This window comes from Achromobacter mucicolens, from assembly GCF_902859725.1.
Taxonomy (GTDB): domain Bacteria; phylum Pseudomonadota; class Gammaproteobacteria; order Burkholderiales; family Burkholderiaceae_B; genus Achromobacter; species Achromobacter mucicolens.
This window is the reverse complement of record NZ_CADIJP010000005.1, coordinates 41,952-61,627: the sequence shown is the minus strand read 5'-3', so window position 1 is coordinate 61,627 and position 19,676 is coordinate 41,952. Positions and strand designations below refer to the sequence as shown.

23 protein-coding genes are annotated in these 19,676 nt (G+C 66.6%); 13 read left to right on the top strand and 10 right to left on the bottom strand.

The annotated features are described in order from the left end of the window. Position 1: 1 nt before the first annotated feature. From ku to HV786_RS07390, 4 genes are read right to left on the bottom strand one after another with little or no spacing between them, the layout of a single operon-like run. Positions 2–976: a non-homologous end joining protein Ku gene (ku, locus tag HV786_RS07405; protein WP_128828339.1), complete on the bottom strand. Its 975-nt coding sequence runs from the start codon at positions 974–976 to the stop codon at positions 2–4. 21 nt (positions 977–997) lie between these two features. Then, positions 998–1,276, bottom strand: a complete 279-nt coding sequence (locus HV786_RS07400) for a hypothetical protein (protein WP_252870129.1) — start codon at positions 1,274–1,276, stop codon at positions 998–1,000. 57 nt (positions 1,277–1,333) lie between these two features. Further along, on the bottom strand, positions 1,334–1,726 hold the full coding sequence (locus tag HV786_RS07395) for a PRC-barrel domain-containing protein (protein ID WP_128828338.1): 393 nt from the start codon (positions 1,724–1,726) through the stop codon (positions 1,334–1,336). An 18-nt stretch (positions 1,727–1,744) separates the two neighbouring features. After that, positions 1,745–1,933: a hypothetical protein gene (locus HV786_RS07390; protein ID WP_128828337.1), complete on the bottom strand. Its 189-nt coding sequence runs from the start codon at positions 1,931–1,933 to the stop codon at positions 1,745–1,747. Between the two features lie 281 nt (positions 1,934–2,214). On the opposite strand from HV786_RS07390, the gene ppk2 reads away from it, so the two are divergent. Then, positions 2,215–3,036, top strand: coding sequence for a polyphosphate kinase 2 (gene ppk2, locus HV786_RS07385; protein ID WP_128828336.1), 822 nt, complete (start codon positions 2,215–2,217; stop codon positions 3,034–3,036). 63 nt (positions 3,037–3,099) lie between these two features. Next, a complete protein-coding gene (locus HV786_RS07380; protein WP_128828335.1) occupies positions 3,100–3,354 on the top strand; it encodes an RNA-binding protein in 255 nt (84 codons plus the stop codon). 37 nt (positions 3,355–3,391) lie between these two features. On the opposite strand, the gene HV786_RS07375 is transcribed toward HV786_RS07380, so the two are convergent. The 5 genes from HV786_RS07375 to HV786_RS07355 form a co-directional block, all read right to left on the bottom strand. Further along, positions 3,392–3,589 (bottom strand): hypothetical protein, encoded by a 198-nt coding sequence (locus HV786_RS07375; protein WP_128828334.1) that lies wholly within the window; start codon positions 3,587–3,589, stop codon positions 3,392–3,394. Positions 3,590–3,663: 74 nt separating this feature from the next. Then, a complete protein-coding gene (locus HV786_RS07370; protein WP_158216689.1) occupies positions 3,664–5,724 on the bottom strand; it encodes a TonB-dependent copper receptor in 2,061 nt (686 codons plus the stop codon). A 205-nt stretch (positions 5,725–5,929) separates the two neighbouring features. Then, the gene (locus tag HV786_RS27280) at positions 5,930–6,211 is read right to left on the bottom strand and encodes a hypothetical protein (protein WP_254599460.1); all 282 of its coding nucleotides are present in this window, start codon (positions 6,209–6,211) and stop codon (positions 5,930–5,932) included. Between the two features lie 266 nt (positions 6,212–6,477). Next, positions 6,478–7,926 carry a PepSY-associated TM helix domain-containing protein gene (locus HV786_RS07360; protein ID WP_175210442.1) on the bottom strand — a complete coding sequence of 483 codons (1,449 nt, stop codon included), beginning with the start codon at positions 7,924–7,926 and terminating at the stop codon, positions 6,478–6,480. A 73-nt stretch (positions 7,927–7,999) separates the two neighbouring features. Continuing rightward, entirely contained in the window at positions 8,000–8,461 is a 462-nt protein-coding gene (locus tag HV786_RS07355; protein WP_175210440.1) for a DUF2946 family protein, read from the bottom strand. A gap of 210 nt (positions 8,462–8,671) precedes the next feature. On the opposite strand from HV786_RS07355, the gene HV786_RS07350 reads away from it, so the two are divergent. From HV786_RS07350 to HV786_RS07315, 8 genes are read left to right on the top strand one after another with little or no spacing between them, the layout of a single operon-like run. Continuing rightward, entirely contained in the window at positions 8,672–9,847 is a 1,176-nt protein-coding gene (locus HV786_RS07350; protein WP_056317985.1) for a PepSY-associated TM helix domain-containing protein, read from the top strand. Next, positions 9,844–10,380: a thiamine pyrophosphate-binding protein gene (locus tag HV786_RS07345; protein ID WP_128829298.1), complete on the top strand. Its 537-nt coding sequence runs from the start codon at positions 9,844–9,846 to the stop codon at positions 10,378–10,380. Before HV786_RS07350 ends, HV786_RS07345 begins: the two co-directional genes overlap by 4 nt. Then, the gene (locus HV786_RS07340; RefSeq protein ID WP_056317990.1) at positions 10,377–10,703 is read left to right on the top strand and encodes a hypothetical protein; all 327 of its coding nucleotides are present in this window, start codon (positions 10,377–10,379) and stop codon (positions 10,701–10,703) included. Before HV786_RS07345 ends, HV786_RS07340 begins: the two co-directional genes overlap by 4 nt. Positions 10,704–10,721: 18 nt before the next feature. Next, positions 10,722–11,330, top strand: coding sequence for a DUF6162 family protein (locus HV786_RS07335; protein ID WP_128829299.1), 609 nt, complete (start codon positions 10,722–10,724; stop codon positions 11,328–11,330). 43 nt (positions 11,331–11,373) lie between these two features. Next, positions 11,374–12,333 (top strand): metal ABC transporter solute-binding protein, Zn/Mn family, encoded by a 960-nt coding sequence (locus HV786_RS07330; RefSeq protein ID WP_128829300.1) that lies wholly within the window; start codon positions 11,374–11,376, stop codon positions 12,331–12,333. After that, complete coding sequence (locus HV786_RS07325; protein ID WP_217284709.1) at positions 12,330–13,100, top strand: metal ABC transporter ATP-binding protein; 771 nt, start codon at positions 12,330–12,332, stop codon at positions 13,098–13,100. Before HV786_RS07330 ends, HV786_RS07325 begins: the two co-directional genes overlap by 4 nt. Next, on the top strand, positions 13,097–14,002 hold the full coding sequence (locus HV786_RS07320; protein WP_128829301.1) for a metal ABC transporter permease: 906 nt from the start codon (positions 13,097–13,099) through the stop codon (positions 14,000–14,002). The genes HV786_RS07325 and HV786_RS07320 overlap by 4 nt, the downstream gene beginning before the upstream one ends. Further along, positions 13,999–14,997 carry a metal ABC transporter solute-binding protein, Zn/Mn family gene (locus HV786_RS07315; protein ID WP_175210438.1) on the top strand — a complete coding sequence of 333 codons (999 nt, stop codon included), beginning with the start codon at positions 13,999–14,001 and terminating at the stop codon, positions 14,995–14,997. The genes HV786_RS07320 and HV786_RS07315 overlap by 4 nt, the downstream gene beginning before the upstream one ends. A 37-nt stretch (positions 14,998–15,034) precedes the next feature. Here the strand turns inward: HV786_RS07315 and HV786_RS07310 are convergent, their stop codons facing one another. Continuing rightward, complete coding sequence (locus HV786_RS07310) at positions 15,035–15,994, bottom strand: LysR substrate-binding domain-containing protein (RefSeq protein WP_175210436.1); 960 nt, start codon at positions 15,992–15,994, stop codon at positions 15,035–15,037. Between the two features lie 173 nt (positions 15,995–16,167). Here HV786_RS07310 and HV786_RS07305 point away from each other — a divergent pair, with 173 nt between their 5' ends. Genes HV786_RS07305 through hpaI form a run of 3 tightly spaced genes read left to right on the top strand, consistent with a single transcriptional unit; the run spans position 16,168 to position 19,554 of the window. Beyond that, positions 16,168–17,190 (top strand): tripartite tricarboxylate transporter substrate binding protein, encoded by a 1,023-nt coding sequence (locus tag HV786_RS07305; RefSeq protein ID WP_175210434.1) that lies wholly within the window; start codon positions 16,168–16,170, stop codon positions 17,188–17,190. Between the two features lie 6 nt (positions 17,191–17,196). Next, entirely contained in the window at positions 17,197–18,720 is a 1,524-nt protein-coding gene (locus HV786_RS07300) for a UxaA family hydrolase (RefSeq protein ID WP_175210432.1), read from the top strand. 27 nt (positions 18,721–18,747) lie between these two features. Next, a complete protein-coding gene (hpaI, locus tag HV786_RS07295) occupies positions 18,748–19,554 on the top strand; it encodes a 4-hydroxy-2-oxoheptanedioate aldolase (RefSeq protein WP_128829305.1) in 807 nt (268 codons plus the stop codon). Positions 19,555–19,676 lie beyond the last annotated feature (122 nt).

Genomic DNA, 19,676 nt, shown 5'->3' with positions numbered 1-19,676 from the left:
ATCAAGCCGCCTTGCGCGCTTTGCTCGCCGTCTTGGCGGCTGTCTTACCGGACGCCTTGCTGGCGCTGCCCGTGGATTTTGTCTTCTTTGCCGCCGTCTTTTTGGCCGCAGATTTGGCCGCCTTTTTTGCGGCGCCATTGCCGGCCTTGCCCGCCGACGACGCGGCCCTGGACGCGCCCTTGCCGCCCTTCAGGCTGCGTTGCAGCAGCTCCGTCAGGTCGATGACGTTGTCGGCGTAAGTGGGCGACTCTTCCTGCGGCTCGATGACCGTCTCCGTCTTGCCGGCGCGCGCCTTCTTCTCCACCAGCTCCATCACCGCGGCCTTGAATTCGTCCTGGTACTGTTCGGGATCCCATTCGCCGGACATGTCCTGGACCAGCATCTTGGCCATCTTCAACTCGCTGGCGCTGGGCGTCATGTTCTTGGCGCCAGCCTTGGGAAGATCCAGCCCTTCGAACGACTTGACCTCGTCGCCCCAACGCATCAGGTTCAGCACCAGCGCGTCACCCGACGGGATCAGCGCGGCCAGGTGCTGCTTGGTCTGGATCACGACCTTGGCGATACCGATCTTGCCGGTCTTGGCCAGGGTGTCCCGCAGCAAGGCATACACCTTGTGCCCCTTGTTGATGGGCGCAACGTAATACGGCCGCTCCAGATAGACGAAGGACACGTCCGTGGCGTCCACGAACTGCTGGATCTCGATGGTCTGCGTGGTCCGGGGATACGCATCGGCGATTTCGTCGGGCGACACGATGACGTACTTGCCGTCCTCGTACTCGACGCCCTTCACGATGTTGTCCTTGTCGATTTCCTTGCCGGTCCGCTTGTTGATGCGCTTGTAGCCCACCGGGTCCATCGAGCGCTTGTCCAGCCAGTCGAAATCCACGCCCGACTCGGTGGTGGCCGTGTGCAGGCCCACGGGGATGTGAACCAGACCGAAGGAAATGGCCCCTTTCCATATGGTTCTTGCTGCCATGACAGTTCTCCTGCGCCGCGATCAGCCCAAGCGCTTGACGATCCGGGCGACGCGGGCAACGCCCCCGGTTCCGCTTGCCGCGCGACCGATCAAGGCGGTGCCGGCTGCCGTGATCAGCGTGCGCCGCAGGATCGTTCGGCTGCGCATGCCCGACAGCATGAGCAGAACGCCCACGCCCAGCACGATCAGATGCTCGCCCGGAAAATCCGGCCGGCGGGCATCGATATCCGTGAGCTGCGCGACCAGTGACCGCGAGCGCGACGCGGGGCGGCGGGTGTCGGGGACGGGTTCAATCTGCATGGAGCCTCCTCGTGGCATGGATGGTCATGCGGTGCGGGGCGGCAAGCCCCGCGCCGACTACTTCGCGTACTTGAATTCGGGCAGCGCCTTGAGCGTGTCTTTGGTGGCCGCCGGCAACTGGAACTGATCGCCCGCGACCTGCATCTGCGACAGCGGAACCGTCACCAGGTGGTTGCCCACGCCCAGCAGGCCACCCACTGACAACACCGCATAAGGCGCCCAGTCGGGTGGTCCGAGGATCAGATCATCCACGGTGCCGAGCTTTTCCTTCTTGCCGTTGTAGACCGTCGCCCCGATCATCTTCGAGGCGCGGTAGCCGGCGTCAACCTTGGCGACATCGACCCGGACTTCGGTCACGGACTGCGGCGCGCCCTGCGCGTGCGCTACGCAAGCGCCGCCCGCGGCGCCCAGGAGGACGGCCAAACCCAACACACTGGTCTTTATGGTCATGATCGGTTCTCCTCGGGGTCAGGATGAGCGCTGCGAGCCGGCGGGGTCGGGAGTGGATTCGGACGCATCCGAAGGCTCCATGTCCTCGTTGCGGACTTCATTGCCCTGCGCGTTCTCGCTAGCGTCGGAAGGCTTGACCGGCTGGGCGCCGGGCTTGCCGTCAGAAGGCTTGACCGGAAGATCGTCCGGCGTTGATGTGGCTTCCACGGCGTTGTCCTGGGAAGATGCCTGTCCAACGGAATGTCTTGGTTCCATTTTCGTCACCTTGGGATGTGCTGCGGCCAGCGATATGTGGCCAAGGACGCAGACAGCAAATGCCGTGCCCGAGCTGTGCCTGATTTCGCATGCCTCCCATGACGGGTTGCGTTGCGGCACCATAAAACCATTGGTAACGCGTGCCCAAATGGCATCGAATCGGCAATATATTCACTTCACGGGCGGCGCCCGGATGCGCCTTGATTCGTGGCTGAACTTTTCGGAGTGCGACGATGGCCGGCAAAAAAAAGCAGAAGGACATCCCCGAGGCGGCCGAAGAGGCCGGATTGTCCAAGAAGCAGTACGAAAAGGAACTGGCGCAGTTGCACGCCGAACTGGTCAAACTGCAGCAATGGGTGCAGGAGACCGGCGCGAAGGTGTGCATCGTGTTCGAAGGCCGTGACGGCGCAGGCAAAGGCGGCACGATCAAGGCCCTGACCGAGCGCGTCAGCCCCCGCGTTTTTCGCATCGTGGCCTTGCCCGCGCCCACCGAGCGCGAGAAGTCGCAGATGTACATGCAGCGTTATCTTCCCCATCTGCCCGCCGCCGGCGAAGTCGTGATCTTCGACCGCAGTTGGTACAACCGGGCGGGCGTGGAACGTGTCATGGGATTCTGCTCCCAGGCGCAGGTCGACACTTTCCTGAAGGCCGTGCCGCTGGTGGAGCGCGTGATGATCGACTCCGGCATCCTGCTCTTCAAGTATTGGCTGGAAGTGAGCGAGGCGGAGCAGACGCGCCGGCTGCAATCGCGCATCAATGACCCGCGCAAGACCTGGAAGCTGACCAAGATGGATCTGGATTCGTACAGCCGCTGGTACGACTATTCACGGGCGCGGGATGACATGTTCAAGGCCTCGGATACGGCCATCTCGCCTTGGTATGTGTGCGGATCCGATGACAAAAAGCGGGCGCGGCTCAATATCATCAGCCATCTGCTGGAACACATTCCCTACAAGGTCGGCCCGAGGGAAAAGATTGCGCTACCCAAGCGGCAAAAGGCCAAGGGATACGAGCAGCCGGAGCATCCGTTCCGGTTCGTGCCCGAAAAGTTCTGACGCGAAACGTCGTGACGCGAAACGTCCTGACGCGCGAAGCGCCCCTTCCCCGGAGGTTCAGCCATGGCAGCGCTGCTCATCAATCAGGTTGAGGAAACCACCACCGACGACGAGATTCGCAACTTCCTGACGAAGTACGGGTTTCCATCGCCGGATCACGTCAAACGCATCGTCAGCGAAGGCGACCGGCCCGCAGTGCTGGTGACCTTTACGAGCGCGACGGAACCGGAGCTGCAAGCGTTGCTGCCCCGAATCCATCAGGTATTTTGGAAAAACCATACCGTTTCGGCGCTGGTCATGCGCGCGCCGATCGAGTGACGGGCGCCCGAGGGCAGCGGCGCCCTGCCCCCGCGGCTCACCACACCGTGCGCGGACGGTAAGTCTCTTTTACATATTTCGCCAATTCGGCCTCGACTGTCGACATCATGACGGCAGGCGGACGTTCCGGGTGCAAAAGTTGCTGCGCGGCAGCCAAGGTGCGCAACGCGCAGCGTTCGCCGTTGGTCATCGGCTGGGGGGTGGTCAGGGTGGGCGTGTACTTGAAAGCTTCCATGATGCTTCTCCATAAGACAAGGAATGACCCTCAGCACCCTTTCAGCAAGTAGCGTGCCCAACCCATTTCCGTTGTCAGTAACGGATACTGACCCGCGCCCAGACGCTGCGTCCGGGTTCGTTCACAGCCGTCCCCGCTGGATACCCAAAACCCGCGTTTCCAGCCAGGTTCAGGTGTTCGCTGTAGGTCTTGTCGAACAGGTTGTCCACGCCCATGGACAGCCGGACCTGCCGGTTCACCACGTACCCCGCATTGACGGAGAAGACGCCAAAACCGGCGCTGGGGCCGAAATCCTTGCCGACGACATTGCCCTCGTTGAGCGCGTAGCGCTTTTGCGGCGCGACGATGCGCCACAAGGCGCCGGCCGACCAGATGCCGTCGTCATAGGCAGCGCTGAGCTTGGCTTCCAGCGGGGGGATCTGCGGCAGCGGCCGGCCGTCGCTGCGGTTCTGGCCCCAGGCGTAGGCAAGCGTCGCACCCAGTTTCCAGCGCGGCGACATGGCGTACGTGGCGCCGAACTCCCCGCCGAAGATGCGGGCATCCACGTTGGTCGCCTGCGAGGTGGCGCCCATCATCCCGCCGGACGTGTAGCTGAAAAGAATGAAGTCGTCCACGTAACCCGCGTACCCGGAGAACCAGGCATCGAGCGTTTCGGTCTTGTACTGCGCGCCGAAGTCCAGCTGGGTGGTCTTTTCCGGCTTGACGCCCTGGAAGGCGTTGACCGAACCGGCCGGCCCTCGCTTGGGCGAGAATAATTCCCAGTAGTCGGGAAACCGTTCGACGTGGCCCAGGCCGATGTACACCGTGGCGGGCAGCGACGCCAGATCCCTTTCGTAGCGCAGAAAGCCGCTGGGCAGCGTGTCGTCGCGGCGCTCGCCCGCCGTCGGATTGGGCATGGGCATCATTTGGCCGCCCGTGGACTGGCGGAAATCCTTGGCCGACGCCCAATCCACGCGGGCCCCGCCAATCACGCGGCTGTCCGGCGCGGCGCGCCAGGTCAATTCGCCAAAAACACCCGTGTTGGAAAAATCTGCATCCTTGACCCACGGTTGGCTGCGGTACGACACCGTATCCGTGCCGCTGCGGGCGCGGTGGCGGCTCTGCTGGAAGTCCACCCCTGCCTCCAGGTTCACGTCCGGCGACAGGGTCCAGGTGCTGGCGACGCGCCCGCCCCAGGTGGCCCGGTCCACGTCCGAAGCCATGGGCATCGCCATGGAACTTGAGGGGTCGGGCGCGCGCAGGGTGTAGTTGTCCATGACGTGGTCGGCGTAGTTGTAATAGAGCTGCGCCTGTACCTGGTTCAGCACCTCGCCGAGGTTACGTTTTTCAAACCGCAGTCCAAAGCTTTCCCGCTTGAACTGCGAACCGTCCATACCGCGGCCGGCATAACGGGCCTCGCCATCGCCCGTACCGGCGGTCAATTCATAGAAGGTGTCCGCGTCCGGCGTGAAGCCCAGCGCGACATCCGCGTTCCATTTGTCCCAGCGCGACGGCACGGTGTTGCCATCGCCGTCCTTGTAATCCTGCGAATGCGAGTGGTTGGCGGTAAACCGGGTGTAGACCTTCTCGTTGCCGGCGGTCAGGTCCGCCGTCTGGTCGTTGCGTCCGAACGAGCCGCCCGTCAGGCTGCCGTCAAAGCGCACGCCCGGCTCGGTGAACGGGGGCGTGTCGCGGTCGAAGCGGACGGTGCCGGCCGACGCGCCCGGCCCCCACAGCACGGTCTGCGGTCCCTTGATGACGGTGAGCTGGTCGAAGTTCTCGGGGGAAATGTAGGAACTGGGCGCGTCCATGCGCGAGGGGCAGGCGCCTGGCATGGCGGTGCCGTTGGTCAGGATGTTCAGGCGCGAACCGAACATGCCGCGCAGCACCGGATCGCCGTTGGTGCCGCCATTGCGGATGGCCGAAAACCCCGGAATGGTCTTGAGATAGTCGGTGCCGTCGCTGGCCGGTAGCGGCTGGCGCGGCAGCTTGGGATCGGTCGTGAATGTCAGGGGCGCGCTGGGCGCAACGCCCGTGATGACGACGGGATCAAGCGTGGTCACGCCGTCGGGAGCGGATTGCGCCGCGGCGGAGAACGTGGCGGCCACGGCGGCGGCCAGGCAGGTCATGCGTAGAAATTGCTGTTGCTTGCACATATCGGAATCGGGTCCAACGTGGAATTGGGAGGTCGTGGCTTGCCGTCTTGTGCGCCAAAGCCGCGCGCAGGCACGCCCCGGCGCCTGACCCCACGGATCGGGGGCCAGGCCACGAGCGGACAGGCGGACAGGCGTCAGCGGTCGGCGCCGCGCCCGCTAGCGGCGAGCGGCGCGATGCAAGCCGAAAATGCAGGGAGGAAAGCCGTCAGGCGGCGGATGGCGGCGCACGCGGCTGCTGCGGCAGCCGCGCGAGCGCACTGGAGAAGTGAGTATCGTGGGTGGCGGGCGGCGCGTCAGGCTGGGCCAAGGTGGGCAACAGCCATGCAAGCAGCCACAATGCCGGCAGCGCGGCGCCGCCCAGCATGGCGCACCCCGCGACGCAGCAGTGCGGCATCGCGCCGCTATGTTGCGCGGCGTCCGGCGTGGCCTCTTGGTTGGCGCCAGGGATGTTGCGTGGGATGGCGCCTTCCTGGCCAATGGTGACCACGCGCGGCCCGCTAGCCGTGCAGATGATGGTGGTGGCGCCGAAGACTGGGGATCCCCCTGCCCCCCCCGGCGCCGCCGGATCCGGCGAGCGCCGCCGAGGCAATCATCGCCTGAAAGACGAACAGGGCCGCTGCGAACAGCGAAACCCATCGTCTTGCAGCAGTGGCGCATCGGTACATCGGATCCCCTTGACGGCGCAGATGGTAGCGCGGATCCGGCCCCGAATCCGGCCCGCCGCCTGCGATCTGCGCCGCCCGTTGACGCATATCAAGCGCGTCTGGCCGCCATCCACCGCAACACGTCGATCACGAGGAACGCGGCGAGGCTCACGCCCATTACCGGCAGGCACCAGCCTAGCGCGAGCGCGACAGCCGCCGTCGCGATGCGGCCCGGCCAGGACAGATCGCGCCACGCCTGCGTAAGCGTCTGCCCTGCCGGGGCCGCCGGCCGGCGCAGCCACCACATCCGGTAACCCAGGACGATCATCGCCGTCAGCGCGATGCCCATCGCGGCCATCAAGAGCTGATTGGGCCAGCCGAACAGGATGCCCATGTGCATGTCCACGCCCCACCGGATCAGCTTGGCGATGAGCGGAAAGGTGTCGAAGTCTGCGCGGCTCGTGATGGCGTAGGTCGACGGATCCAGCGCAATGGTGTCGACTTGCGTGGGCCAGGAGCGGTCCACCTCGCGCACCATCCAGGCCTGGCCTTCAGCGCGCGGCGGGCGGATTTCGAGCTGGCTGCTGTCGATGCCGCCCTGCCGGGCCGCCTGCAGCACGCGGTCAAAGCCGGAGGCCGCGTTGTCCGGCGCCATCATCATAGCGGCGTGGTCATGCTGGCCGCCATGATGATGAGCGTGCTCGCCGCCCTCGGGCACGGCCGGCGATCCGGCGGCCGGCGATCCGGTGGCCGGCATTCCGGTGGCCGGCATTCCGGCGGCCGGCAGTTTCAGCGACACCGCCGGTGTAATCCATCCCAATTGCGCCCGCAATTGGTCCACGCGCGCGCCCGCCCAGTTCGACCAGGTCAGCCCCGTGGCCGAGAAGAACACCAGACCGATCCCGATCCACAGCCCCAACAGACCGTGCCAGCGCCGCGCGCGCAGGCGCGGGCTGCGCGCTGCCGCCGCCTTGTCGCGGCTCCGGCGTGCAAACCACAGCACGAGCCCCCCAAGCGTGGCCACCCACAACCACGACGCCGCCAGCTCGCTGTAGTTGCGTCCCAGGTCGCCCAGCATCAGATTGCGGTGCAGGTAGTCCAGTTTGGTCCGGAAAGGCAGCGTGCCGCTGGTCCCGTAGACGACCATGTCGCCCTTGATGGCCAGGGTGACGGGATCGACAAACAGCGCACGGGATTCGGAGTCGCCCATGCCGGGCTGCGTGAACATGACGCGCGTGGTCTCGCCCGGTCCGGGTGCAGGCCGGACGGCAAACAGGCGCGGACCCGGGCCGATGCGCGCCCGTGCCGCCTCGACCTGCGCGGCCAAGGGCTGCGCGGTGCCGGCGGAGTCCGTACGCAACTGGTCGGCGTAGATGACGCTTTCAAGTTGCGGAGTCAGGACGAACAGGGTGCCGGTCACTGCCGCCACCAGGATGAAGGGGCCGACGAACAGGCCTATATAGAAATGCAGCCGGGTGAGCAGCGCGAGAAACGCGCTGCCGCTCGCGGTCCGCGGCCGCGCGGACGCGGCGGGGCTAACCAGAGTATCAGTGGTCATAAGGGTCTCGACAACAACGGACGCCGCCCGCAAGGGGCGGCCAGCGTGCGCGCAAGGCGCACGGCGACGAATGTCATCCGGTGATTCGAGGCGGCGCGCGCTGGCCCAGCGGCGGGCCGGCGGCAGGCATGGGGGGCCGCGGACTGTCGGCTTGCGGCGAAGGCTGCACCCGCCAGCCGAGCAGCGTGGGGATCAGCGCCAAGGCTGGCGGCGACAGCAGTGCCGGGTGCGCGCTCAGCCCAAACGGACATTCCTGACCGGCGCCGACGTGCCCAGAGGAATCCGGGTGCCCGTGATGGCCATGCGAGTCGCCGGCATGCGCGTGCGGGTCGGCCAGACCCGGCATGCCGGGAAAAACGCCACCCCCCGCCGCGCAGAAGCCCAGCGCGAAACGGCCCTGCTTGAGCGCCTGCACATCCGGCATGTAGCCGGTGGGCACCAGCGCCCGCGCGGCCAGCAACACCAGCAGCAGCAGCCGCGCAAGGGCGGCGGCAGCGGCTGGGCGCAAGGACGGCGAGGACGGAAAGGCGTGCATGCGGGGGGTCCGGGCGGCGGCCGATTTAGGCGCCAAGGGGGGCATTTTAAACACCGGTGGCGCCATCACGTTGCGAGTGCGGCTGCGGGTGCAGGACGGATCCAAAGCCAGTCGCGAAGACAATTGAGAACGATTCTTGCTAGAATTCCGCCTGACACCTCCCTTAAATGGGACCAGATCCACTTCTCACGTTCTTCGGACAGTTCTCGAATGGCCAAGCCATCGCGCTCCAAATTATGGTTTCTCGTCCACAGTTGGCTGGCCTTGCCGATCTGGATTTTCCTTTTCTTCATCTGTGCGACCGGAACCATCGCCGTCATCAGCCAGGAAATCGTCTGGCTCATCAATCCCGCCGTTCGCGCCCAGGCGCCCGATGCCGATACCCCGCGCATGGGCTACCAGGATTTGATGGACGCCATCGCCAAGCAAGAGCCCGACGCTTCCGTGCAGCGGCTGTCCTGGCCCGAGGAATCCCAATTCGCCCTGACGGCCTCGGTCGGATATCCGGGCGCGCGATTCACCTCGATCTACGTCAATCCCTATACCGGTGATGTCCAAGGCCCTGCCCTGAACTTTGACCTGCGCCAGTTCATGCGCGCGTTGCACGGCTGGCTGTTGATTCCGTTCACGAATGGCTATAGCTGGGGCTGGTATCTGGTGTCGCTGCTGTCCGTGCCGATGCTGCTCTCGCTCATCACGGGTCTCGTCGTCTACAAACGGTTCTGGCGCGCGTATTTCCAGAAGCCGCGCCTGCGCGTCGGCCAGGGCGCCCGGATTTTCTGGGGCGACTTCCACCGCTTGTCGGGGTTGTGGTCCGTCTGGTTCATCCTGCTGATCTCGGTCAGCGCGATCTGGTTCCTGGTGCAGGCCGTGCTGTTCGATACGGCCACCACGATCTCAACGCAGGGCGTCCCCGCCGTCGTGGCGCGCGACCAGGTGCCGACCGTCGCGCCCGGCGACACCGTCAAACGCCTGCCGCTCGACCAGATCGTCGGCATTGCCGAGCGCGAGCTGCCCGGCCTGGAGACGCAGCAGGTGTTTTTCCCCGGCAATGCCTATGACCCGATCACCATCTCGGGCCGCGGCGCCTATCCGCTGATGTATCAATACGCCAAGATCAATCCGTACAACGGCGCCGTCGAGGAAGTGCGCCGCCTGTCCGATCGCAGCGGCCTGGAATTCTTCACCGAATCCATGCGGCCGCTGCACACCGGCGACTTCGGCGGATTCTGGCTGAAGCTGGTGTGGTTTCTGTTTGGCCTGCTGCTGACGATGATGTCGCTGAGCGGCCTGCTGATCTGGACCAAGCGCACCGCGCAAGCCACCGCCAAGGCGCTGCGCCCTGCCCGCGCAGCCCGCACCGACGCCCGTGAGGTGACCGAATGAGCAAGACCGCAACCCTCGCCGCCGCGCCCAAGCCCAGCCTCTGGCGCCGCTGGCGCTTTCACCTGAGCGCGCTGCTGCTCATCCTGCCGATCCTCTACGTCCCGAAGTATTTCGATAACCTGGCGTTGTCGCGCGGGTCGATGGGCCTGGGCCAGCGCCCCGCCGGCGACCTGCAGGTCGGCCCATGGAAGCTGCAGCTGGCCGAATGGCAGGTTGAACCGCCCAAGTCCGACCCGGCCGGCATGGTCAAGACCTTCACCATGGCGCAATGCGAAGGCTGCAAGGACCAGATCCGTGCGGTCTACGTGCGCGTGGGCAAGCCGCGCAGCCTGCGCGCCGCGGGCTCGATCTTCTTTGGCAGCCCGCACCGGGCCTTTGCCACCGTGCCGATTCCCCCGCGCACCGCCCCGGACGCCGATCTCTGGATCACGGCGGAGGGCTGGGACGGTTCGGTGCATCAGGCGGCGTGGCCCATCGCCACCGCGTCCCCCGCCACCGTCGAGTGGCTGAAGAAACAAGGAGCATCCCGATGAACGCAGTTTTTGCGAACCGCTTTCGCGCCGCCCTGCTTGGCGCGCTGTTGACCGCCAGCGCTTCGGCCCTGGCGCACAATCCGATGGCCGAATGCAAGGCCGAGGGCAAGGAACAGATCCAGTGCACCGGCGGATTCTCCGACGGCAGCGGCGCGGCCGGCGTCACCATGGACGTCATCTCCTACGACGAACAGATCCTCGTGCCGGGCAAGCTGGATGCGGATTCCAAGATGTCGTTCAAGCGGCCGAACGGCGAGTTCTACGTCCTGTTTGACGCGGGTCCCGGCCACGTGGTCGAGATCGACCACGTCGACATCCAGTAAGCCCCGGCCAACCGCAGCATGCACACACAAGTCATCCGCCCCGCGGGCGCCGGTCACGAAACCCTTGCGGTGCTGGGCGCCTGCGTGGTCATCGTCGCGGCCGCCGCGGGGTATATCGGACTGCGCGAAGCGCCGCCCGAAAGCGCGCCGCTCGCCGCCACCCAGATCGACGCACGACGCGACCTGACGCCCGCCGAACAGGGCATCTACGCCGACCTGCGCGTCGCCTACGAGGAAATCGGATTTGCCCTGCAAGCCGGCGAGCCGCTGCCCTCGGTCGCCGATCTGGCCGCGCAGGGACTGCCGCCTTTCGTCACCGACAACAGCACCGCCGTGCGCGGCGGCCACGTGTGGCGCTTGGAGCGTCAGGCGGGCAAAGCCCTGTATGTGGGGCAGACGGCGGATGCCAAGCTGGCCGGATCGTTCCTGATGCGCGCCGAAGACGGCCACGCCAAGGACGGCCATGACCATGACGGCAGTGCGCCCGCCCAGGTCGATGTCTGGCTGGCCCGGAATGCGGCAACCCGCGTCCCGGAACGCACCGACGATGCCGCATTGGCGGCGGCGGGCTGGCTGCAGGTCGCCGCCCAGTTCGATGCCGGCGTCACCCGCCAGAACAAGCCCTGACCGGGCCCTCCCCCTTCGCCTTCCGACACGAGCCTACGGATTTATGTCTGCCTTTTCGTCTTTCTCCCAGATCCTGCGCCGCTGCGCCGCGCCGCTCGCCGCGCTGGCGCTGCTGGCCGGCGCGTTCACCGCGCCCGCGCCCGCCCACGCCGAAGACGCCAAGCGTCTGAAGATCGGCGTGACGCTGCATCCCTATTACAGCTACGTCGCCAACATCGTGGGAGACAAGGCCGAGGTCGTGCCGCTGATTCCGGTGGGCTTCAATCCGCATGCCTACGAGCCACGCGCCGAGGACATCAAGCGCATCGGCACGTTGGACGTCGTCGTGCTCAACGGAATCGGCCACGATGACTTCGCGGACCGCATGATCGCCGCCAGCGAAAAGCCCAAGATTCCCGTGATCGAGGCAAACGCGCAGGTGCCGCTGCTGGCCGCGGTAGGCATGGCCGCGCGCGGGGGCGGCGATTCGGGCAAGGTCGTCAATCCGCACACCTTCCTGTCGATCACCGCCTCGATCGCGCAGATCAACACCATCGCCCGCGAACTGGGCCGTATCGATCCCGCAAACGCCCAGGCCTACACCGCCAACGCGCGCGCCTATGGACAGCGCCTGCGCAAGCTGCGCGCCGACGCGCTGGGCAAGTTGGCTTCCGCGCCCAACGCCGACCTGCGCGTGGCGACCATCCACGGCGCGTACGACTACCTGCTGCGCGAATTCGGCCTGGAAGTCACGGCCGTCGTGGAGCCGGCGCACGGCATCGAGCCCAGCCCGGCCCAGCTCAAGGGCACCATCGAGCAATTGCGCGCGGCCGACGTCAAGGTGATCTTTTCGGAACTGAACTTCCCGTCCTCGTACGTCGAAACGATCCAGCGTGAAACTGGGGTGAAGCTGTACGCGCTGTCGCACATCTCGTACGGCGAATACAGCGCCGAGCAGTTCGAGAAGGAAATGTCGCAAAACCTGGCTACCGTCGTGCGCGCCATTGAAGAGGCCGGCGCGTGACCGGCCCGGTGACCCCGCATCCGGCTGGCGCGCCCGGCCCCACCCTGACCTTTGAGCGGATCTCGCTGACGCTGGGCCGCACCGAGATCCTCAGCGACGTCGCCTTTAGCGTGACGGCGGGCAGCGTGCACGCGCTGGTGGGCCCCAACGGCGGCGGCAAGAGTTCCCTGGTCAAGACGCTACTGGGCCAGATGCCGCATCGCGGCAAGCTCAGCGTGACGTGGCCCGGCGATCGGCCGGGCGTGATCGGCTACATCCCGCAGGCGCTGGAGTTCGATCGCGGCCTGCCCATGACCGTCAACGATTTCATGGCAGCCATGTGCCAGCGCAAGCCGGCATTCCTGGGCTTGTCGCGCGCAAAGTCGGCGGAGATTTCGGCCGCGCTGGAACGCGTGGGCATGCAGGACAAGCGCAACCGCCGCATGGGCGCGCTGTCGGGCGGCGAGCGGCAGCGCGTGCTGCTGGCCCAGGGCCTGGTGCCCAGCCCATCGATGGTGGTGCTGGACGAGCCCATGTCGGCGCTGGACGAAGCCGGCGTGCGCGTGTTCGAACAATTGCTGGACAGCTGGCGCGCGCAGCGCGTGACCGTGCTCTGGATCGAGCATGACCTGGAGGCCGTCGGCCGCCTGGCCGACCGCGTCACCGGGCTGAACCGCCAGGTGCTTTGCGACGGTCCTCCTAAGCAAGTGCTGACGCCCGACCGGCTGCTGACGCTCTTTTCCACCCGCCCGCGCGTGGGCGGCCAGCCGCAGGAGCGCGCCGCATGAACGCCTTTTTCGATAACCTGCGCCAACTCATCCAACGCGCGGCGGAATCCGGCGCGCTGCCCGATTCGCTGGCCTATGGCTTCGTCATCAACGCCCTGCTCGCCGGCCTGATCATCGGGCCGGTGTTGGGCGGCCTGGGCACGCTGGTCGTGGTCAAGCGCTTCGCGTTCTTCTCGGAAGCGGTGGGCCATGCCGCGCTGACCGGCGTGGCGATCGGCATTCTGCTGGGCGAGCCCTACACCGGCCCGTATGGCAGCCTGTTCAGCTATTGCCTCATCTTCGGCATCCTGCTCAATTTCCTGAGCAACCGCACCCGTCTCACGCCGGACACCTTGATCGGCGTGTTCCTGTCGGTGTCGCTGGCGCTGGGTGCAAGCCTGCTGCTGGTGCTGGCCGGGCGCATCAACATCCACATCCTGGAGAACGTGCTGTTCGGCTCGGTGCTCACCGTCAACAGCAACGACCTGTCGGTGCTGACGTGCGTGGCGGTGCTGGCTTTGGCGCTGGCGCTGCCCAATTACAACCGGCTGATGCTGGCCAGCTTCAATCCGCAGCTTGCCGCCGTGCGCGGTGTACCCGTCAAGGCGATGGACTACCTGTTCGTGATCCTGGTGACGCTGGTTACCGTGGCTTCTGTCAAGGTGATCGGCGCCATCCTTGTCGGCGCGCTGCTGGTGATTCCGGCCGCCGCGGCGCGGATGCTGGCCCAATCGCTCAAGGGGTTTTTCACGATGTCGGTGCTGTTTGCGATGTTCGCCACGCTCGCCGGCATCATGTTGCCCATCGAACTGGAACTGCCGGTGCCTTCCGGCGCGGCCATCATTCTGGTCGCGGGAATCTTGTTTGCGATCGCGGCCCTGGCGCGCAGCCTGGTCCCCGGTCTGAAAGGAAATGCAGCATGAGTCTGAAGTCAGGTTATGTCACCTTGCGCCGCGCCGCCCTGGCGGTGGCAATGGCATCCGCCCTGGGCGCCGCCACAGCGCATGCCCAGGAAGCCGCCAAGTCCGGCCGCGTGGCCCGCGCCGCGCAACCCGAAGCCGCCAGCACCGCGCCTGCAGCAGTCACCGTGTTGGCCGCCCACCCGGTCGTGTTCGCCCTGACCGACAGTCTGGCCAAGGACAGCAGCATCCGCGTCGAACGTGCGGCGCCCGCCAACCTGCCGGCCACGCGGCTGACGTCCTACTTCAGCGGCCGCGGCGGCGCGGCGCTGCAAAAAGCCGCCGCCTCCGCCGACGCGGCCGTGGGCCTGCGTTCCATCTGGCCAGATGATCCGCTCTTTGCCAATGCGCGCCGCACCAACATCCGCATCGTCGAGATCGACGCAGCGCGTCCGCTAGACGGCGCGCTGAACGGCATCGCGCTGCAAAGCGACACGCGCCCTGGCGGCCAGTTCGCCGCCTATCCGTGGCTCAGCATCGTCAACCTCGGCCGCATGGCCGACATCGTGGCCGCCGACCTGGGCCGCCTGTCCCCGTCCGACGAAAAGCGCATCGGCGAAAACCTGGCGCACATCAAGCGCACGCTGGTCGAACTGAACGCGAAAAGCCAGGCGGGGCTGGCGCAGGCCGAGAACGTCGCGGTCGTCAGCCTGTCCGAACGCCTGCCCTACCTGATTGCGGAATTCAATCTGGATCTGGTGGACACGATGGCGCGTGACGACAAGGACTGGACGCCCGAGGCGCTGGCTGCGCTGACCGCCACGCTGAAGGACAACGGCGTGGCAGCCGCGCTGTTGCACCGCGAGCCGACCCCAGCACTATCGCAGGCCATTGAAGCCGGCGGCGCCAAGGCCGTCGTGCTGGCCACTGATGGCGCCGACCCGGTCGCGGACCTGCAGGGCAACGCGCAGAGCCTGCTGCAAGCGCTGGCGCCCGCCGCTGCCACGTCGGCCAAGTAAATCGCCACCAGCAGTGCCATCACGGACGTGCGCCGGCTTATCCGGCGCCGTCTGCCGCTTCAGCCGACAGCGCCGTCGCAGCCGCTTTCAAACAATCGATCAGTTGCGCGCTGGTGGCCGGCAGGCCGGCTTCGCGCAAGGTAATGATGCCGACCGGCGGCAGCGGCAGCGCGAGCGGCACCGCCAGAATCCGGCATAGCCCCTGGGCTTGGAAGCTTCTCGCCGCCGAGCGGGCTAGAAACCCCACGCCGTGGCGTTCGCGGATGAACGTCAGCGTCGCCAGGTAGGACGACGTTTCCATCAGATCGGACGACGGTTCCAGCCCGTGCTGGTGGAACTGCTGCTCCAGTTTGACGCGCAATGACGCCCACGGCGGCGGCATGACGCACGGCAATGCGGCCAGATCTTCCCACCCGGGATCCACCAGTCCGGCGATCTTGCTGCCCGGCGCGGCCACCACCACCATCGGTTCCTCGAACAACGCTTCGGTCTGCAGATCCGGCGCGGCATAGCCCGGCTCCAACCTGCCCACGAAAAGGTCCAGTTCGCCCAGCCGAAGCTTGGGCAGCAGGTGCGTCAGGTCGCCCTCTTCGATCAGCACGGTCGCGCGCGCCGACCGCGCCTTCAAGGCGTGCACTGCCCGCGCCAGCAGCACCGGCAGCGCGACGGCCATCGCGCCGACTCGCGTCTTGCCCGCCGCGCCGCTTGCGGCGGCGTCGATCTCGTCGCGGGTGCGCGCGTATTGCGCCAGCACACCGCGCGCAAAGCGCACCACCGAGGCGCCGGCCTCCGTGGGTTCCGTGCCGCGCACGGACCGCGCAAACAGCGCCAGACCCAGCATCGATTCGACCTCCGACAGCATGCGCGACACCGCCGGCTGGCTGACGGCCATGAATTCGGCCGTGCGTCCCAAATGCCGGAATTCATCCAGCGCCACGACCAGTTGGAGGTGACGCAGCTTCAGGTTTGAGCGGAAAACGCGATCCAAATGCGCCATCGAGGACTCCGATACCAGGGCGCCGATACATATCACCGGCGTTATCTAGCGATGCGCCAATTCTATTGGATAGTTATGGTTAAGCTCACGAGAATAGGTCCGGGCCCCACGTAGCCTTGCCGGAGCCCGAATATAAAAGCGACACCCATAAGAACGACATCCGGAGACAAATCATGAGGCACATCCCTACCCCCGATCTGGACAGGCGCAGGTTCCTGGCCGGCGCCGCCTGCATGGGCGCGGCCGCCGGCGTCGGCGCGGTCGGCGTGCTGGCGCCCGCCACGGCCCGCGCCGCCGACTATCCCCAGCGTCCCATCACCTTCATCTGCCCCTGGCCCGTGGGCGGCACGGCGGACCAATCCATGCGCGCGCTTTGCCAGGTGGCCTCGGGGGTGCTGGGCCAGTCCATCGTGGTGGAGAACCGCGCCGGCGCGTCAGGAATGATCGGCACGAAATCGCTGTCGCAGGCGCAACCGGACGGCTACACCATTGGCCAGATTCCCATCTCGGTCGCGCGCTTTTCGCAACTTGGCCTGTTGCAGCTGGACCCGCGCAGCGAACTGACCTACCTGGCGCGCACGTCGGGCCAGACGTTCGGCATTGCCGTGCTGGCCTCGTCGCCATTCAAGACACTCAAGGAAGTCGTGGCGTATGCCAAGGCCAACCCGGGCAAATTGACATACGCGCACGCCGGTATCGGCGGTGCGACGCACGTGGGCATGGAAGAGTTCGCCATGGCGGCCGGCGTGCGGTTTAACGCCATCGCGTATAAAGGCGGCGCGGCCGCGCTGCAGGATGTGCTGGGCGGGCAGGTCGATCTCGTGGCCGATTCCAGCTCGTGGGCGCCGCATGTCGAGGCAGGCAAACTGCGCCTGCTGGCGACCTGGGGCGAATCGCGCGCCTCGCGCTTCCAGGACGCGCCAACCCTGAAGGAATTGGGTTACGACGTCGTGGTCGAGGCGCCCAACGGCATCGGCGCGCCCAAGGGCCTGGACCCCGCCGTCGAGCGCAAGCTGCGCGATGCGTTCCGCACCGCCGTCAAGAGCGACGCCTTCAAGCAGGTTGCCGACCGCATCGACGCGCCGGTGATGTACCTGGACGGTCCGGACTACCAGGCGTATGTCGCCTCGGTCTATCAACAAGAGACCGCATTGATCGCGCGCCTGAAATTGAAAGAAATGCTGCAGAAGGGCTGATTCATCGTGAACGCCAACCCCTTGATCCGGCTGCACCCCAACGACAATGTCCTCGTCGCGCGGGAAGCCCTGGCCCTGGGCATGGTCGTGCCCGATCTGGGCCTGCGCGTGCGCGCGCAGGTGCCGGGCGGGCATAAGATTGCCGCCTGCCGCATCGCCGCGGGCACACCGGTGCGCAAGTACGACGCCGTCATCGGCGTGGCTGCCCGCGACATCGAGGCGGGCGACCACGTGCACGCCCACAACCTTGCGTTGGCCGACTTCGAGCGGGACCCGGCGTTCTGCCGCGACGTCCGCCCGGTCGCGATGGTGCCCGAGGCGCAACGCGCCACGTTTCAGGGCTATGTGCGCCCCGACGGCCGGGTGGGCACGCGCAATTTCGTGGGCATCATCGCGTCGGTGAACTGCTCCGCCACGGTCATTCACCACATTGCGCAGCATTTCACGCCCGAGCGGCTTGCCGCCTATCCCTACGTGGATGGCGTGGCCGCGTTTGCACAGACCAGCGGTTGCGGGATGTCCTCGCCCAGCGAGCATTTCGACGTCCTGCGGCGCACGCTGGCCGGCTATGCGCGGCACCCGAACCTGGCCGGAGTGCTGATCGTCGGTCTCGGATGCGAGCGCAATCAGGTGTCCGCCTTGATCGACTCGCAGAACCTGGCGGGCGATCCGCGGGTACGCACCCTGGTGATGCAGAACACGGGCGGCACGCGCGCCACGATCGACGCGGGCATCCGCGCCGTGGAGGAAATGCTGCCGCACGCGAACGCCGCGCGCCGCAGCAGCGTGCCGGCCAGCCATCTGAAGATCGGCCTGGAATGCGGCGGGTCCGACGGCTATTCGGCGATCACGGCCAATCCGGCGCTGGGCTCGGCCATGGACATTCTGGTGCGTCACGGCGGCACGGCGATCCTGTCGGAAACCCCCGAAATCCACGGCGTGGAATACCTGCTGACGCGCCGCGCCGTCACGCCGGAAGTGGGACAGAAGCTGCTGGACCGGCTGGCCTGGTGGGAAACCTACACGGCCGGGCACAACGCGCAGTTCAATGGCGTCGTCGGCCACGGCAACCAGCAGGGCGGCCTGGCCAACATCTTCGAAAAATCGCTGGGTTCCGCCATGAAGGGCGGCACGACGCCGCTGCAGGCCGTGTACGAGTACGCCGAACCCATCGACCGCGCGGGCCTGGTGTTCATGGATTCGCCCGGCTACGACCCGGTCGCGGTCACCGGCCAGATCGCCAGCGGGGCCAACCTGATCTGCTTCACGACGGGGCGCGGGTCGATGTTCGGCTCCAAGCCGGCGCCCACCCTCAAGCTGGCCAGCAACAGCAGCATGTACGCCCGGCTTGAGCAGGACATGGACATCAACTGCGGCGCGGTGCTGGACGGCGAGGTGGACATCTCGCAGATGGGCCAGCGCATCTTCGAACACATCCTGCGCGCGGCCTCGGGCGCACCGACCAAGAGCGAAGCCCTGGGTCTGGGCAACCACGAATTCGTGCCCTGGCACCTGGGCATCGTCAGCTGACCCGCCCCCTTTCTGGAGTCTTTACGCATGCCCGCACACAACCCCTTCAAGGCCGCCCTCGCGGCGCGCCAGTCCCAGGTCGGGTTATGGCTCTCCATGGCCGATTCCTATCTTGCCGAGGTCTCCGCGACCGCGGGCTTTGACTGGCTGCTGATCGACGGCGAGCACGCCCCGAACGACTTGCGCGGAACACTTGCGGCGTTGCAGACCGTGGCGCCCTACCCTTCGCACCCCGTGGTGCGCGTGGTGGCGGCTGACACGGCCCTCATCAAGCAGATGCTGGACATCGGCGCGAAAACCCTGCTGGTGCCGATGGTGGACACGGCCGAGCAGGCGCGCGCCTTGGTCGCCGCCACGCGCTATCCGCCGCACGGCATCCGCGGGGTCGGCAGTGCCGTGGGACGCGCGTCGCGCTGGAGCGCCCGAGAGGACTACCTGGAAGTCGCCGACGATGAAGTCTGCCTGCTCGTGCAGGCAGAAACCGTTCAAGCGCTGTCGAACCTGGAGGCGATCTGCGAGGTGCCGGGCGTGGACGGGGTCTTCATCGGGCCGGCGGATCTGGCTGCGTCGATGGGTTATCGCGGCCGGCCCGGCCACCCGGATGTGCAGGCCGCGATCGAGCGCGCCATGCAGGTCATCATCACGCGCGGCAAAGCCGCCGGCACCTTGACCTCGGACCCCGCCCTGGCGCGCCGCTACCTGGAGCTGGGCTGCACGTTCGTGGCGGTTGGCGTGGACGTCCTGCTCTATGCCAACAGCGCCCGCAGGCTGGCGGCCAGCTTTGACCGCGGCGCGCCCAGCGCTGCCGCCGCAGCGCCATCGGCGGCTTATTGAAGACGCAAATCGGTCCGGTCCACCCGCCAATCTGATCTTGCGTGCCCACGCATTCAGGCATAAATTGATCGGTACGCTTTTCGATCGGCCATCACGGTTCGTCCGCCCGAATCGCGCGCGAA